The 15,961-nt window shown below is 45.7% G+C and carries 12 protein-coding genes and 1 tRNA gene; 9 read left to right on the forward strand and 4 right to left on the reverse strand.

Annotated elements, in window-relative coordinates; genetic code table 11:
* The first annotated feature begins 1 nt into the window (after position 1).
* Together AC27G9_RS16250 and hemB are read left to right on the forward strand one after the other, a co-directional pair.
* The gene (locus AC27G9_RS16250) at positions 2 to 1,891 is read left to right on the forward strand and encodes a sensor domain-containing diguanylate cyclase (RefSeq protein WP_487075523.1); all 1,890 of its coding nucleotides are present in this window, start codon (positions 2 to 4) and stop codon (positions 1,889 to 1,891) included.
* A gap of 3 nt (positions 1,892 to 1,894) precedes the next feature.
* Complete coding sequence (gene hemB, locus AC27G9_RS16255; RefSeq protein ID WP_487075524.1) at positions 1,895 to 2,893, forward strand: porphobilinogen synthase; 999 nt, start codon at positions 1,895 to 1,897, stop codon at positions 2,891 to 2,893.
* Positions 2,894 to 2,964: 71 nt separating this feature from the next.
* Here the strand turns inward: hemB and AC27G9_RS16260 are convergent, their stop codons facing one another.
* Positions 2,965 to 4,476, reverse strand: a complete 1,512-nt coding sequence (locus AC27G9_RS16260) for a Ppx/GppA phosphatase family protein (RefSeq protein ID WP_487075628.1) — start codon at positions 4,474 to 4,476, stop codon at positions 2,965 to 2,967.
* Positions 4,477 to 4,482: 6 nt separating this feature from the next.
* A complete protein-coding gene (rhlB, locus tag AC27G9_RS16265) occupies positions 4,483 to 5,763 on the reverse strand; it encodes an ATP-dependent RNA helicase RhlB (RefSeq protein WP_487075525.1) in 1,281 nt (426 codons plus the stop codon).
* 100 nt (positions 5,764 to 5,863) lie between these two features.
* Here rhlB and trxA point away from each other — a divergent pair, with 100 nt between their 5' ends.
* From trxA to AC27G9_RS16285, 4 genes are all read left to right on the forward strand, one after another.
* Complete coding sequence (gene trxA / locus AC27G9_RS16270) at positions 5,864 to 6,190, forward strand: thioredoxin TrxA (protein WP_487075526.1); 327 nt, start codon at positions 5,864 to 5,866, stop codon at positions 6,188 to 6,190.
* A 277-nt stretch (positions 6,191 to 6,467) separates the two neighbouring features.
* The gene (gene rho, locus AC27G9_RS16275) at positions 6,468 to 7,733 is read left to right on the forward strand and encodes a transcription termination factor Rho (RefSeq protein ID WP_487075527.1); all 1,266 of its coding nucleotides are present in this window, start codon (positions 6,468 to 6,470) and stop codon (positions 7,731 to 7,733) included.
* A gap of 234 nt (positions 7,734 to 7,967) precedes the next feature.
* The gene (locus AC27G9_RS16280) at positions 7,968 to 9,188 is read left to right on the forward strand and encodes an amidohydrolase (protein WP_487075629.1); all 1,221 of its coding nucleotides are present in this window, start codon (positions 7,968 to 7,970) and stop codon (positions 9,186 to 9,188) included.
* A gap of 22 nt (positions 9,189 to 9,210) precedes the next feature.
* On the forward strand, positions 9,211 to 11,997 hold the full coding sequence (locus AC27G9_RS16285; RefSeq protein ID WP_487075528.1) for a hybrid sensor histidine kinase/response regulator: 2,787 nt from the start codon (positions 9,211 to 9,213) through the stop codon (positions 11,995 to 11,997).
* Positions 11,998 to 12,038: 41 nt separating this feature from the next.
* Here AC27G9_RS16285 and AC27G9_RS16290 read toward each other — a convergent pair whose 3' ends face one another.
* A complete protein-coding gene (locus AC27G9_RS16290) occupies positions 12,039 to 12,926 on the reverse strand; it encodes a LysR family transcriptional regulator (RefSeq protein ID WP_487075529.1) in 888 nt (295 codons plus the stop codon).
* A gap of 334 nt (positions 12,927 to 13,260) precedes the next feature.
* Here AC27G9_RS16290 and purE point away from each other — a divergent pair, with 334 nt between their 5' ends.
* The 3 genes from purE (at position 13,261) to AC27G9_RS16305 (ending at position 15,104) form a co-directional block, all read left to right on the forward strand.
* Positions 13,261 to 13,752 carry a 5-(carboxyamino)imidazole ribonucleotide mutase gene (purE, locus tag AC27G9_RS16295; RefSeq protein ID WP_487075530.1) on the forward strand — a complete coding sequence of 164 codons (492 nt, stop codon included), beginning with the start codon at positions 13,261 to 13,263 and terminating at the stop codon, positions 13,750 to 13,752.
* Entirely contained in the window at positions 13,749 to 14,894 is a 1,146-nt protein-coding gene (locus tag AC27G9_RS16300; RefSeq protein WP_487075531.1) for a 5-(carboxyamino)imidazole ribonucleotide synthase, read from the forward strand. Before purE ends, AC27G9_RS16300 begins: the two co-directional genes overlap by 4 nt.
* 134 nt (positions 14,895 to 15,028) lie before the next feature.
* Positions 15,029 to 15,104, forward strand: a tRNA-Thr gene (locus tag AC27G9_RS16305).
* A 458-nt stretch (positions 15,105 to 15,562) separates the two neighbouring features.
* Here AC27G9_RS16305 and AC27G9_RS16310 read toward each other — a convergent pair.
* Complete coding sequence (locus tag AC27G9_RS16310; RefSeq protein ID WP_487075532.1) at positions 15,563 to 15,916, reverse strand: hypothetical protein; 354 nt, start codon at positions 15,914 to 15,916, stop codon at positions 15,563 to 15,565.
* Between the last annotated feature and the right edge of the window lie 45 nt (positions 15,917 to 15,961).

The raw sequence follows: 15,961 nt of genomic DNA on the forward strand, positions 1-15,961 counted from the left end.
TATGCCTCAAGTACAGATAGACGTATCCAAAAAATTTGATTATGTACTGGCATCCATCACTTTGGTTGTTATCGCAGCGATTGCGTCTGTCTTGCTCAATCTCACTGGGTCGATTAGTCAACATGAATTACTCAACCCAGTTAAACACTATTCCACTATTGAATCTTTGACGCTAGAGCAACTTCCACCTGATACATCGCCCCAATGGGAGCCTGTCGTCAATCCCGTCAACATGGGAATGGACAGCAATGAACACTGGTTTATTGCCCCCGTTGCTGGGTATCAAACACCCTATGAGCATTACATGCTTGAGGTGAACTACGCCCTAATGGATACATTAGATGTGTGGATGATCAACACCAAAGGCCAGGCAGTGGCTTCTTGGCAAAGTGGAGACAGCCTACCGTTCGGTTCACGTGACTTATTGCACGAGTCCTTTTTATTCCCCTTGCCCCATGACGAAATGATCGAACAAATCGTGATTCGGGCAAAAACAACAGGGTCTCTGAAGCTTCCGATTCGGTTTTGGCAACAAGAACGCTTTCTTGAGTACAGTGCTTTTAAGAATTTAGTCAACGGGCTATTTTTTGGGTTTTTATTGGCGATGGGCGTCAGTAACTTGTTCTTTTTTGCAACTACGGGCAGTAAGACATTCTTTGTTTATACCGGGTATGTTTTTTCTTTGACGCTAACACTGGCCAGTTTGCAGGGGCTGGGTTATGCCTACTTATGGCCCGATAACACGTGGTTGCAAGGGCGAGCAGTCGCAATATTTGCTAACGCCACAATTATGTTCGCGGTCATTTTTTCCAGTTGGTTACTTGATGTAAAACAACACAGCGCCTGGGCGGCTAAGTTGCTGAATGTTATCTCAGCAGTATTTCTCGTAAGTATCGTGATTTCACTCATATTACCCTACCCATTCTTGATCAAAACGTTCTTAAGTTTGTTGAGCGTTTCGGTAGTGATCACCTTGTCCGTTGGTGTGTGGTTAGCGTTAAAAGGTGTCGTACTCGCGCGTTATTATTCTCTCGCTTGGGTAATTTTACTTTTGAGTGGTCTCAGTGTCGCTTTTGACAATATGGGTTTCATTTCCTTGCCAATCCACTCTAACTATTTACTCATGCTAGGCGCCACTGTTGAAACACTGTTGCTCGCCTTGGTATTGGCTATCAGTTATAGCCATAAGCGACAACAACTGAGTGATGCGCAAGCCAAGGCTTTACAACATGAAAAAGCGCTGCTCGTTGCCAAAGATGAGTTACTGGATGTCCAGCAGCGCAATCAGGACGACTTAGAATACAAGGTGCAAGAGCGCACACTAGAACTCGAGATTGCACTGCGCGAATTGTCTGACGCCAATCGAGAGCTAGAAAACCTCAATACTATCGATCCGCTCACCGGTATACGCAATCGCCGTCATTTTGATAAACGTTTACTGGCTGAAAGTCGACGAAGCCGAAGAGAACAAACTCAGCTAAGCGTGGCAATGGTCGACATCGATAAATTCAAAGCGATTAATGATGAGTATGGCCACTCCGTGGGCGATGAGTGCATTAAATTTGTCGCGAAAAAACTGCAACAGCAATTACGTCGTTCTACCGATGACGTTTGCCGATATGGTGGCGAGGAGTTTTCCGTCATCTTGCCTAACACCGATGTTGTTGGTGCGCGTCAAGTATTGGAAGCAATGCGTCAGGCAGTAGAGTCAGAACCGGTATTGGTTGACGGCCTCAGTATTAATATGACGGTGAGTTGCGGATTGGCCACAACGATAATCAGCCAAGAAAAACAAGAACTCGAGTTGCTAAAATTTGCTGACGAGCAACTCTATGGCGCCAAACAAAACGGACGCAATCAAGTCCATGGCGCGGTATTTTCGGAATCATAATCTATGAATTATTCTCAGTTTCCTGCGCGCAGAATGCGCAGACTTCGCTCTCAAGACGCACTGCGTGAAATGGTGACGGAAAATCGGTTACATGCAAGTGACCTGATTTATCCCGTATTTGTGTTACCGGGCAAAAATCAACGAGAAGCGGTAGCTTCAATGCCCGGTGTTGAGAGGTTATCGATTGATCTGCTGTTAAAAGAAGCAGAAAAGTGCCTCAAGTTGGGTATACCTGCGATGGCCATTTTTCCGGTAACGCCATTGGATATCAAAACTGAATGTGCGAAGGAAGCGTTTAATCCTCAAGGGTTAGCACAACAGGCTATTCGAGAGCTAAAAGGGCACTTTCCTGAGCTGATGATTATGTCGGATGTGGCATTAGATCCCTTCACCTCTCATGGTCAAGACGGCCTAGTTAACGATGCCGGCTACGTCGTGAACGATGAAACCGTTGAAGTGTTAGTGAAGCAAGCCTTGTCTCATGCCGAAGCCGGGGTGGATATTGTTGCACCATCAGACATGATGGATGGCCGTATCGGTGCCATTAGACAAGCATTAGAGAATCAAGGCTTTATCAATACCAACATAATGGCGTACTCCGCCAAATATGCGTCGAGTTACTACGGCCCATTCAGGGATGCGGTTGGCTCTGCGGGCAATATCAAAGGCGGCGACAAGAAAACCTATCAAATGAATCCTGCGAACAGCGACGAAGCGATTCACGAGATAGCGCTGGATTTGCAAGAAGGTGCCGATATGGTTATGGTCAAACCGGGTATGCCGTATCTCGATATCGTGAGGCGTTGTAAAACAGAGCTACAAGCCCCCACTTTCGTGTACCAAGTCAGTGGTGAATACGCGATGCATCAGGCGGCATTTGCTAACGGTTGGTTGAGCGAAGAAGCGGTGATCCTCGAGTCTCTGCTGGCGTTTAAGCGAGCGGGCGCAGATGGTATTTTGACGTACTTTGCGCCCAAGGCAGCTGAGCTACTGAGCCGTTAAGCGTATGCCAAGGACATAAAAAAACGCCGTAAGTGACGGCGTTTTTTTGTATATATCTTTGGGTCAACACGCTAGTCACAACTGAGTGACCAACCTGCTTGATGTTGGAGCCAAATTTCATTGTAAAGCTCAGCTTTGATGAGCGGGTGAGATTTGAGCCAGCCATCAGGGAAGCTCAACTGCCAATCGTTGCCGTTTACCGTCAACACGGCCTCTGGTAAAGCTTTGTTTTGGCGACGGATACAAAGTACGGTAGCAAGCCGTAACACTCTCAAGAGCCCCAACAGCATAGGGCGAACTTCATCGTGGTAGTTGTCAAATGCGCTGACATTGATTTTCAATCTGTGAGCGCCGACTAAGTCTCGAATTGCAGTGCGTTGTAGGCGCGTATAACCCGGTAAGTCAATAAATGACAGAATGTAGGCGCCATGTTCATGATGCTTCTTATATTCTATGTGAAGCCCAATTTCATGTAGCACGCAGGCTGCATGCAAGACAGATTCAGAATCGAGATGGCACAGGTCGGTTTGAGCGCACAGTTGATTACACAAATTGACCGCGACATCGGCTACCAAGTCGGCATGCTCTTTCTGAATATGGTAACGAGCCATTGTCTGATTGAGCGTTTGTTGGCGCCGGTCACTTTCCTGCACGTTATCCAACATACCGTAGATAAGGCCTTCTCGCAGTGCCCCACCAGAGATGTTCATGGTTTCGATTTGAAGTGTTTCGAAAAGCGCAATGAGTATTGCCAAACCGCTTGGGAATATGGCCTGCCTAGAGTCAGCAAGTCCGTCAATATCAAGCTTTCCGACGTTTTGGCAATCAATACATTGAGATTCTAAGTTGTACAAGTAATCCAAACGGATAGCATCACTAATGCCTTGCTTTACCAAGATTTCGGTAATCGCTTGAGGCGTGCCCGATGCACCTAAACAGTTGTGCCAGTCGAAGCACAGGAAGCTATCGGCCACGTCGGCTAGTAAGGCTTTAGCTTGCGCTTTGGCAGCGTCAAAGTTGCCTTGAGTAATGTCGCCGTTTGGAAAATATTTCTCCATGAAAGTGACACAACCCATGTTCAAGCTTACAAGGTGGATAGGATCCATGTCATTACCAAGGATCACTTCTGTACTTGCACCGCCAATATCAATAACCAGAGAATTACCTTGGTTTGCTGACGTGTAGGCTACACCTAAATAAATTTGCTTGGCTTCTTCTTCACCACTGATAACGGCCAGTTTAATGCCCAGAATATCTTCGGCTTTTTCGATAAACGTTTGTGCATTTGTCGCCAGACGCAGTGTTGCCGTAGCAACCGCCTTCACGTTAGCAATAGGAATGTCTTGTAGGCGGTCGGCAAAGCTTTGTAAACATTGCCAACCTCTTTCCATACTATCGTTGTCTAAGGTGTTATTCTCATCGAGACCTGCAGCCAGCCTGACTTTTTGTTTTACTTTTCCGATGATCTGCACATTGCCATTGACAACGTGAACCACCACCATGTGAAAACTGTTTGAGCCCAAATCGATAGCGGCGTAATAATCACCTTTTGGGGTCGTTTCATTGAGGAACTCTGGCTGCATCATAACTTACGAATTTGAATGATTAGGCTTAGAATTTGGGCGACCTTTTCCTCTTCTAGAAGAAGAACGGTTGTTTGGCGTTCTTCGACGTTGTCGAGGTTTAGGTGCTTTAATGTCTTCTAGCAATGCACCGCGGTCGTATTCGGTCACCTCGATAGCATGCTGGATATACTGCTCAATGGCGGGCAAGTTCAGCGCATACTTCTCACACGCAAAACTGATCGCATGGCCGCTTTTGCCTGCTCGTCCGGTTCTACCGATACGATGAACATAGTCCTCCGCATCGTCGGGTAGGTCATAGTTGAAAACATGGGTAACATCTTCAATGTGCAAACCACGTGCTGCAACGTCGGTTGCGACTAAGATATCCAATGCATCTTGACTGAAGTCTTTTAATATAGAGAGGCGCTTTTTCTGTGGCACATCGCCACTGAGTAAGCCTACTCGATGTCCATCAGCTTCAAGCCAACTCGCCACCATTTCACATCCGTATTTGGTGTTGGCAAATACCACCGCCTTCTCTGGCCATTCTTCTTCCATCAATGTGAGTAGTAACGGCATTTTGTCGTCATCAGACGGATAGAACAGCTCTTCTTCTATTCGGCTGCCAGTTTTTTGCTCTGGCGCAACTTGAACATGCGTCGGGTTATTCATGTGTTCGTATGCAAGTTCTTGTACGCGATAGCTCAACGTTGCAGAGAACAACATGCTCAATCGCTGTTTTGCTGCAGGCATACGTCTAAACAAGAATCGAATGTCTTTAATGAAGCCCAAATCAAACATTCTGTCGGCTTCGTCAAGCACGGCAACTTGGATATTCTCTAAGCTGAATACGCCTTGTTTGTAGTAATCCAGGATACGTCCGGTGGTGCCGATAATAATATCTACACCTTCTTCTAAAACTTCCCGTTGACTTTGGTAACCTTCGCCCCCATATATGAGTCCAAGTGATATCCCAGTATGTTCACTGAGCAACTTGGCATCATTGTATATTTGGACTGCAAGTTCACGGGTAGGCGCCATAATGATGGCTCTCGGGCCATTCTTTTCTTGGTTTTGTTGTTCACCACTGAGTAAGTAGTGGAACGTCGCAACTAAGAAGGCAATAGTCTTACCGGTGCCAGTTTGCGCTTGTCCCGCAATATCCATACCCTCTAATAAAGGCGGTAAGGATAACGCTTGGATAGGCGTGCAGTGAGTAAAATTAGCTGCCACCAACGCATCAAGAACCTTAGCGTTGATTGGCAGGTCAGAAAAATGTGTTTCAGTTAAGTGAGTAGTTTGCATAGCTTATAGCTTATCAGTGCTTGCATTAAAAAACAGTTTCTATATAACACTTATGGTAGAGCTGAGACAAATCAGCGACAGACCAATTACGGAGAAAAGAATGAGCGACAAAATTATCCAGTTGACTGACGATAAGTTCGAAGCAGATGTTATCAATGCTGAAGGTCCTGTGCTGGTTGACTTCTGGGCTGAATGGTGCGGCCCTTGTAAAATGATCGCGCCGATTCTAGAAGAAATTGCAGGCGAGTTCGAAGGCAAGTTAACAGTTGGCAAGTTGAATGTCGACGAAAATAATGAAACTCCACCAAAATATGGTATTCGTGGTATCCCAACATTGCTTCTTTTTAAAGATGGCAACGTTGCCGCAACTAAGGTTGGAGCATTATCAAAAGCGCAGTTGGCAGATTTCTTGAACGAAAATCTGTAAGCGATAAATCGCATTTAAATAAAAAGCCCGGATGTAATTCGGGCTTTTTTATTTCTGGCAGACGCTAGAGTCACAGCTAACAGGGATGGAATTGCACATTTTTTAACTTTTCCAGTTTAAAACGCTGGACGTCTGATTATTATGGTGCTAACTTTTTATTAACTCTTATCTGAGTAAAGTTCACCTGCCCGAACCTGGGCCTAAAACTATAACTCTTATCTAACTAATGAATTGAAGTGGTCCTAGAGGCGTCATTCAAACATAAAAACCCACCAGTATGAATTTAACAGAACTAAAGAATAAACCGATCAGCGAGTTGGTTGCTCTAGCAGAAGAAATGGGCCTAGAGAATATGGCTCGTGCTAGAAAGCAAGACATTATTTTCTCAATATTGAAGTCACACGCTAAAAGTGGTGAAGACATTTTTGGCGACGGCGTACTAGAAATCCTACAAGATGGTTTCGGTTTCTTGCGTTCTGCTGACTCTTCTTATTTGGCGGGTCCAGATGACATTTATGTCTCTCCGAGCCAAATTCGTCGTTTCAACCTGAGAACGGGTGACACGATTGCTGGGAAGATTCGTCCACCAAAAGACAGCGAGCGTTATTTTGCACTGCTGAAAATCCGCGAAGTTAACTTCGACAAGCCTGAAAATTCACGCAACAAGATTTTGTTCGAGAACTTGACGCCGTTGCACGCCAACTCACGCCTTCGTATGGAGCGTGGAAATGGTTCGACTGAAGACATTACAGCGCGTGTACTCGACCTAGCGTCGCCAACGGGTAAAGGACAACGTGGTTTGATCGTTGCACCGCCTAAAGCAGGTAAAACCCTTCTTCTACAAAATATTGCACAGTCAATTGCCGCCAATCACCCTGAATGTGAGTTGATGGTATTGCTTATTGATGAGCGTCCGGAAGAAGTAACAGAAATGCAGCGACTGGTGCAAGGTGAAGTGGTGGCATCAACGTTTGATGAACCTGCAAGCCGTCACGTTCAAGTTGCAGAAATGGTTATTGAAAAAGCCAAGCGATTGGTTGAACACAAGAAAGACGTGGTTATCCTGTTGGATTCAATTACGCGTTTAGCTCGTGCTTATAACACGGTTATTCCTTCTTCGGGTAAAGTCCTTACCGGTGGTGTTGATGCTAACGCATTGCACAAGCCAAAGCGTTTCTTCGGTGCAGCGCGTAACGTTGAAGAAGGTGGAAGCTTGACGATCATTGCAACAGCCTTGATTGATACTGGTTCTAAAATGGACGAAGTTATCTACGAGGAGTTCAAAGGTACAGGTAACATGGAATTACACCTCAATCGCAAGATTGCAGAGAAGCGTGTATTCCCAGCGATTGATTTTAATCGCTCTGGTACACGTCGTGAAGAGTTGCTAACCAGCCAAGAAGAGCTACAAAAAATGTGGATCTTGCGCAAGATTGTCCATGAAATGTCAGAAATTGATGCGATGGAATTCTTGATTGCGAAGTTGGCAATGACTAAAACCAATGACGAGTTCTTTGACGCAATGAAGCGTCAAAAAGGGTAACGAATACTCTGCGAAAAAAGCCGCTACTGAGCGGCTTTTTTTATGCCTGCAAGTCACGGATTTCGGGCGTGAATTCGAATGACAAATTGTTGAAGAATCTTGCGTATTTATAATGATTTACGATACTGTTATGGGAAACAACTATATCGCAATGGTGTTCACATGTTCAAACGCTTAACAACAGCGCTTCTATTTCTCTCAAGTCCAGTTTTTGCCGCATCAAATATCGATCAGATGGCTGATGCCGTCGAAGCCGACGTGATTAAATGGCGACACCATTTTCACGAGTTCCCAGAACTGTCTAACAGAGAATTCAAAACCGCAGAGTACGTCGCTAAATATCTTGATTCTCTGGGGTTGGAGGTGACCGTTGGCGTTGCTAAAACCGGTGTGGTTGGCTTACTTGATAGCGGAAAACCAGGCCCTGTAGTCGCATTGCGTGCTGACATGGACGGACTACCTGTTCCAGAGCAAAATGATTTGCCGTACAAATCCGTGCAGTTTGGCGAATACAATGGCAATAAAGTACCCGTGATGCATGCGTGTGGTCATGATACCCATATGGCGATGTTGATGGGCGCAGCAAAAATACTGACCGAGCTCAATCAGAAAGGTGAGCTGAAAGGTAAGGTGAAGTTTATTTTCCAACCTGCTGAAGAAGGTGCACCTGCCGGAGAAACTGGTGGCGCTGAAGTAATGGTAAAAGAAGGCGTGCTGAGCAATCCAAACGTCGATGTCATTTTTGGGCTTCATATCAGCGCGAATACTGACGTAGGGACAGTGCGTTACAATTCAGGTGGTACAATGGCGGCGGTAGACCCATTTAAAATCGTCGTAAAAGGCAAACAGGCACATGGCGCTTACCCGTGGAAAAGTGTTGATCCAGTGGTTACCTCAGCGCAAATGATTATGGCGCTACAGACTATTGTAAGCCGAGAAATCCGCCTAATTGATGATGCTGCAGTCGTGTCTATTGGTTCAATTCACGGTGGTAATCGCTCCAATATTATTCCTAATGAAGTGGAAATGGTCGGCACCATTCGCACGTTGAATCATGCAGCTCGAGAACATATCTACGAAGCAATGGAACGCAAGGTCAAAGGTATAGCGGACAGCATGGGTGCTCAAGCTGAGCTAACCTTGCCATTGGACTATAATTACCCCATTACCTACAACGATCCAGCGCTTACAGCACAAATGATTCCAACACTTGAACGCACTGCCGGAAAAGGAAATGCGGTATTGTCTAAGCCTGTTACTGGCGCGGAAGATTTTTCATTTTTCCAAGAAAAAGTGCCTGGATTGTACATGTGGGTAGGCGGGAAACCTTTGGATGTTCCTGAAGCACAATCACCCGCTCATCACACACCAGAGTTTTATGTGGATGACAGCGGCATGAAACTCGGCGTGAGACTGCTCACTAACCTAACGCTTGATTACATGGCAGCTCACTAGTCTGATGGAGCCCAAAAGCGCGTTGCAACCTTTAATCATAACGATCCTGATATCGGCAGTTGGCGCGCTTGTAAATTTATTCAATCAGCCGTTTATTACGGTTGGCTTTATCGTATTTGGCTTAGGTGCGCCGGTATTAGTGGCGCTGTTGTACGGCCTGCGTTATGCGTTTCTGAGCGCATTAATATGTTTGGCTCCTGTTTATGTCTTGTATCAGGATGTTGTTGCTGTCTTAGTCCTCGCATTACAGCCTATCATCGTGGCTTATTTTTGCTATCAAAAGCCAGTCGGTACGCCGCTAAAGTACGGTTTGTTTTTATGGAGTGTCATGGCGCTGCCGTTACTCAGCGTGGACTTTTCTGTTGGATCTGAGCACGACAAGCAAGTCGTTATTACCGCAATATTAGTGACTTGGCTAAATGGTGTAGCCGGCTTAGTACTTGGTCATTTTGCTTTTATTGCACTGAATCTGCTCAAAGCAAAACGCGAAGACTTTTCTATTCCCATTCATTTCTTGTTTAGTTATGTGTTTGCTGGCTTTTTCTTCTTTTCTTTGATGTCGGTTATTTACTTTTATATCGGGTCTTATCAGTCTCAACAACGAGCACAGATTGACGTATACATGGGGCAACGAGCTCAGGTCATGTCCGAGCAAATTGGGGAGTTTTTATTGTCTCACAGTCGGGCAATCAATACTGGCTCTCAGTTTATCTCATCGGAAGATGGCGATTTGGAAATGCGTTCGCCATCTATCACCGCTACATTGGCTGCATTAGCAGAAGAACAGCCTCAATTTCTGACGTTTCTGGTGGCAAACGAGCCTGGTGACATCGTTCATGCGTTCCCTCCTGACTTACTGTTCAGGGCGAGATTGGTGAATCAGGATAATGTTGCACAACGAGAGTACTTTTATACGGTAATGGAAACCGGCAAACCATTTATTTCTGACGCCTTCCAAGGAAAGGGATTTGGTCAAGATCCTATCGTTGCGATGTCTGCGCCTATTCGCAATGGCATGGGAGAGGTGTTAGGTATTCTAGAAGGCTCTTTGAGCTTACATGGCTTTGTAAAATTCGATAAGCAAAACTTAAATGGCTTCTACATGTTAATTGCCGATGGCGAACATAAAGTGGTTTACAGTTCATCCTTATTGGGTCTCGACTTTTTGGTCAACATAGACAACTTGGGCTGTATCGAGGCTATCTGTGGTGACACGGTCGAATTGGCAGGACAGAGTATGTTTGTCGCAACTAAGCCTATCCCAAATACGCAATGGTCGGTGAGTTTGTATTTCCGCTTTGAACAGTTTGTATCGCAAACCACACGTATTATTCTGTTCGCGCTCGCGGCACTCTTGATTCTCGCCTTGGTGGGAATAGGTGCAGGCTACATGGTGGCTAAGCTTGTGAATAGACCCATTAAACAGCTAATGGAGCACTTCGCTAATTTTAACCCGGCAGTGCCACAAACTGCACTCGTCGAGCAGCACAACGAATTTTACTTACAAGAAATTGCGGCACTCGATGGCGAATACAGCCGATTAAAAGAACGATTACTTGGTGCTTTTAGCGAAGTGGAAAATGCTCACGCGCAGCAAGCGACGCTTAATGCTCAGCTAGAACAACTCAACGATTCTCTCGAGAATCGCATTGAAGAAAAAACCAAGTCGTTAGCCATTGCGCTGGAAGAAGCCAAGGCCGCAAGTGTGACCAAGTCTCAATTTTTGGCCAATATGTCGCATGAAATTCGCACCCCGATGAACGGTATTATCGGAACTTGCGAAAACCTATTGGACTTATCCTTAGAGCATAAATTATCGCAAAAGGTCGCCGTCATTGCGCAATCTGCATCACACTTGTTGATGATACTCGACAGTATTCTCGATTGGTCAAAGATTGAAGCAGGCAAAATGGTAATTGAACAACAACCTATGTCTGTTGAAGAAGTCCTCAGAGCGTGCCATCAGTTACATCACAATGCTGCATCGCGAAAAGGCGTTGATCTCACATTAAATGTGGTGCCGCCTATTCCTAACGTCGTTTCTGGCGATGCGGGTAAGCTCAGTCAAATTATCAATAACCTTTTGAGCAACGCGGTTAAATTCACAGAAGAGGGCACTGTGGAGCTGACAGCAAGTTTTAGTGATGGCTTTTTGTATTTGATCGTAAACGATACCGGTATTGGAATAGATGCGGCCAAGCAAGCGACGATCTTTGAACACTTCTCGCAAGGTGACACCAGTATCACGCGTAATTACGGCGGTACCGGTTTGGGGTTGGCGATTACTTACAAACTTGTCGAGTTGATGAATGGGCACATCTCTTTACGCAGTACATTAGGCGAGGGAAGTTGCTTTAGAGTAGAAATTCCTTATCGCGTCACGGATGAACCTTTATTGGACGAAGAGCAGCGCATTCCGTCGATAGCAAAGTCAACGCGTGTTTTAGTGGTCGAAGATAATGACATTAATGCCGAGATTGTAATGGATATGCTTCGGTCTCAAAACATAAAGTGCTTGCGTGCGATTAATGGTGAACAGGCGTTAGCTGCAATTGATAAACATCACTTTGATATTGTGCTGATGGACTGCCAAATGCCAGTGATGGATGGTTTTACCGCAACACAACACATCAGAGAACGTACGGATGAGAAAGCGGATTTGCCTATTATTGCGCTGACGGCGAATGCCTTTACCGAGGATGTAAAGGCTTGTATCAGTGCGGGAATGGACGACCATTTGAGTAAACCTATTCGCAAGTATCACTTGTTCAGTGCTATCGATCGAGCGCTGTTTGGCAGTGACCGCTGAATTTGTTTGCGAGGCTTTGCGGTTAACTCAGCCGTATATCATTAACTCGCTTGACCGGCAGCTTCGAGCGCTTCGACAAACGCCTTTGCTGCCAAGCTTTGCGGCCGATGTTTGGAGTAAACTGCTTGCCACTCGGTGCGCAACGGGAAGCCATTGACGTTGAGTATTTGCAAACCATTGTCTACCGAATGCTGTAGCGTGTGTTGTGACAATATCGACAGACCCAATCCAGATTCGACAGCCAACCTAATTGCCTCATTACTTTCGATTATCATATACGGAGAGAGGGAAAGATCGTGATCGGAACAATATTGATCGATCGCTTTTCTGGTTCCACTACCGGTTTCACGCATTAAGAATTTTTGATCTTTCAGGTCACTCAAATTGCAATAATTCGGACCTGTGTAGTTTGCTGGGGCAATGACAACCAAGTTGTTGTCCAAAAATGGCTTGGTTTCCAAATCGTCACTGGCCGGAGGTTGGCTAAACACATAAAGATCGTCGCGGTTTTCATTTAGACGACTAACAATCTGCTCTCGGTTACCAACAGTAAAGCGAACATCAATGTTGGGGTGAGCTTCACAAAATTTGCTGAGTATGGGGGGAATGACATATTTGGCCGTTGTCACCACTGCGATTTTTAGGCTGCCTATTTCAAGCCCTCTCAGCGCCTGAATTTGACTTGTTAGTTTGGATTGCGATGACAATACCTCTTGAGCGCATTGATACACAGCTCGTCCGGCTTCGGTCATTTTTATTTGGCCTTGAGAGTGCTCAATCAACGGCATACCGACAATAGACGTTAGCTTTTTTAACTGCAGAGAAACAGTAGGTTGCGAGAGCGAAAGGGCTGCAGACGCGCCAGTGACAGAGCCGCATTCTATAACCTGCTGATAAACTTCTAATAATCGAAACGTAAGTGAATTCATGCTAACTCGCCAATGTTGATGCCCCAATCAAGCTAGGGCGTGGAATCTATGATGCCCTGTAAAAAAAAGAGACTGGGGGCAAATTCGTTTCAAGCTATCTATGATTAATAAGTACCGTTAAAGCAGCGAATTAGTTCATCAATAAACAATTATTTTTGGTTGTTGTTTTTTTGTTCGGTAGATGGATGTGGCATGGTTTGGTATTGCGTTAAAAATGCGCTACAATCGCCGCCTTTCCAAGCCCAAGTAAACGAAAGTTTGCATCGGACGGGCACGCTTTTATAAAGCAATTGCACACACTAAATTTGAGCGTTTCTACGCTGAGGAAGCACTAATGGCAAAAGTCGCTATTGTTATGGGATCCACCTCTGATTGGCCTACGATGCAGCAAGCAGCTGTGATGTTGAAGGAATTTGGCGTTGAGTTTGAAGCCAAAGTGGTATCAGCCCACCGTACGCCCAACTTGTTAGTTGAATTTGCAGAAACGGCAGAGGAACAGGGTATCAGTGTTATTATCGCAGGTGCAGGTGGCGCAGCTCACCTGCCTGGTATGATCGCCGCTCACACCCATATTCCTGTTTTAGGTTGCCCAGTTAAGTCAAAAGCGTTAAACGGTATTGATTCTCTTTTATCTATCGTACAAATGCCAAAAGGCGTTGCTGTTGGCACGCTTGCCATTGGCGATGCGGGGGCGGCAAATGCAGGCTTGATGGCAGCGCAAATTGTCGGTCTGCAAGACGAGAGCGTACGGGATGCAGTAAAAGCATTCCGCCAAGCACAGACCGATAAAGTCCTAGAAAATAGCAAATTGGAGTTAGACCTGTGATCGTACTTTGTTATGGATCTGGTCAGCTAGCACAGATGATGTACCTCGCGGGTGCACCTCTGGGAATTGAGGTTCAGGCCGTCGACGTTGCGACGCAAACGGTTGTTCACCCCGTTAGCAAGCTGCCTTTGGATATCAGTTTAAAAAATGCTATCGATAGCGCTGACAAACTCACTGTTGAGTTCGAACATGTGCCTGAGGAACTTCTTGAAGAAGCTGACCGCTCTGGCAAATTGTTTCCCAACATGGAGTCTATCCTCGTCGGCGCTGACAGAGTGCGTGAAAAACGTTTATTAACGAGCCTAGGCATTGATAACTGCCCACATAAAATCATCACAAGTACTGATGAATTGGACGCGTGTGTAGACGCGCTTGGCGACGCGTTGATCATCAAGTCTAGTCGCGATGGTTATGACGGATACGGCCAATGGCGTTTGCAAGGAAAAGCGAACCTCGAAGAAGTAAAATCGTCACTCGCTGGTTTGGACCTTGAACAAGTGCCACTAGTTGTAGAAAAAATGGTGAATTTTGAACGCGAACTGTCGCTGATTGGTACTCGCACGCCAACGGGTGAAGTTGCGGTGTACCCATTGGCCGAAAACCTACATTACCAAGGTCAACTCCATGTTTCTGTTGCACCTGCGACTCATGTGGATGAAGCTCTTCAGCAACAAGCAGAAGACATCTTTACTGCGTTGGCAAATGGTCTAGATTACGTTGGTGTTCTCGCTGTGGAAATGTTCCAGTGCGGCGATAAGCTATTGGTAAACGAGTTGGCACCCCGTGTTCACAATTCGGGTCATTGGTCTTTGAGTGGAAGTGATACCAGCCAATTTGAAAATCACCTTCGCGCTATTGTCGGTTTACCACTTGGTGACTCTCATGCCCGCGGGCCAAGTGCCATGGTGAATATCATAGGGTGCAGCAGCTTTTCTCGAGACTTACTGAGCATTGCTGGCTGTCATTTGCACTGGTATGGAAAGGAAGTGCGTGAAAAACGTAAAATGGGACATATCAATGTCGTTGCACCGACGTATGCAGCCCTAGCAGAGAAGTTAAGTGCATTAAATGGCTACCTGCCAATGGAGTTTTTCCCGAAGCTCGCCGCGGAGGCCATAAGGCTATCTAAGGTCGAAAAGTAGCGAAAAATGAATCAAATTGTTCGATAAGTCATCAAACAGTTCGATTTGCAAAAAGAAATAGCGGCGCGGTGTTGACAAGTCAACTCGAATGACTAAAATACGCGTCGCTGTTAACGCAGCGCTCACTTTTGTGTGCCGACTTAGCTCAGTTGGTAGAGCAACTGACTTGTAATCAGTAGGTCGCCAGTTCGATTCCGGCAGTCGGCACCATTTTCTCCCCCCGAGAAAATCGAAATTCCAGCACACAATAAATATTCAGTACGAACTGGTTCCCAGCTCGATTGTTCGTATCATCCATGATACTCACCGCTACGCGGCCAGCTAAAGCTGTCCTACCGTGTTCCAGACACGCTAGTCCGGCAGTCGGCACCATTTTCTCCCCCCGAGAAAATCGAAATTCCCGCACGCAGTAGATATTCAGCACGACCTGGTTCCCAGCTCGATTGTTCGTATCATCCATGATACTCACCGCTACGCGGCCAGCTAAAGCTGTCCTACCGTGTTCCAGACACGCTAGTCCGGCAGTCGGCACCATTTTCTCCCCCCGAGAAAATCGAAATTCCAGCACACAGTAGATATTCAGCACGAACTGGTTCCCAGCTCGATTGTTCGTATCATCCATGATACTCACCGCTACACTACAGGTGGAAGTTTACTCGTCGGTGTGTCTATTGATTGAGCCAGTTTAGAGCATCGTCATAACTAACAAAGTTTCTTATCTGATAGCCATACTTTTGTGCTTCATCTAGGAGTATCTCCATTTTTTGCGGCTGTAGTACCGCTACTCGCGCACCTTTAAATTCCTCTTTAGTGGCGATGAACTTGCCAAAAATCTCTTGCTCAACGGCGCTCATTTTCTGTTTGGTTTTAGTTGAGTTGATCAGTAATTTGAATCTATCAAAGAGATTGAATTCACAACACAGTATATGTACCACCGTTATCCGTTCATCCAAGGTAATGTCACCAGAATAGATAACTTCTATAATCTCCGATTCTTCGAGCACGTCTATCTTGTAAGGCATTGTTTTATAGTTCTAATTTTTATGATAGTGGTTTCAGTCTACTTC

Source organism: Alteromonas sp. 5NS40-0096 (genome assembly GCF_057544385.1).

Bases quoted from the DNA above. Each gene is read 5' to 3' on its own strand.
- AC27G9_RS16250 (WP_487075523.1), top strand. From the start codon at position 2: ATGCCTCAAGTACAGATAGACGTATCCAAAAAATTTGATTATGTACTG.
- hemB (WP_487075524.1), top strand. From the start codon at position 1,895: ATGAATTATTCTCAGTTTCCTGCGCGCAGAATGCGCAGACTTCGCTCT.
- AC27G9_RS16260 (WP_487075628.1), bottom strand. From the start codon at position 4,476: ATGCAGCCAGAGTTCCTCAATGAAACGACCCCAAAAGGTGATTATTAC.
- rhlB (WP_487075525.1), bottom strand. From the start codon at position 5,763: ATGCAAACTACTCACTTAACTGAAACACATTTTTCTGACCTGCCAATC.
- trxA (WP_487075526.1), top strand. From the start codon at position 5,864: ATGAGCGACAAAATTATCCAGTTGACTGACGATAAGTTCGAAGCAGAT.
- rho (WP_487075527.1), top strand. From the start codon at position 6,468: ATGAATTTAACAGAACTAAAGAATAAACCGATCAGCGAGTTGGTTGCT.
- AC27G9_RS16280 (WP_487075629.1), top strand. From the start codon at position 7,968: ATGGCTGATGCCGTCGAAGCCGACGTGATTAAATGGCGACACCATTTT.
- AC27G9_RS16290 (WP_487075529.1), bottom strand. From the start codon at position 12,926: ATGAATTCACTTACGTTTCGATTATTAGAAGTTTATCAGCAGGTTATA.
- purE (WP_487075530.1), top strand. From the start codon at position 13,261: ATGGCAAAAGTCGCTATTGTTATGGGATCCACCTCTGATTGGCCTACG.
- AC27G9_RS16310 (WP_487075532.1), bottom strand. From the start codon at position 15,916: ATGCCTTACAAGATAGACGTGCTCGAAGAATCGGAGATTATAGAAGTT.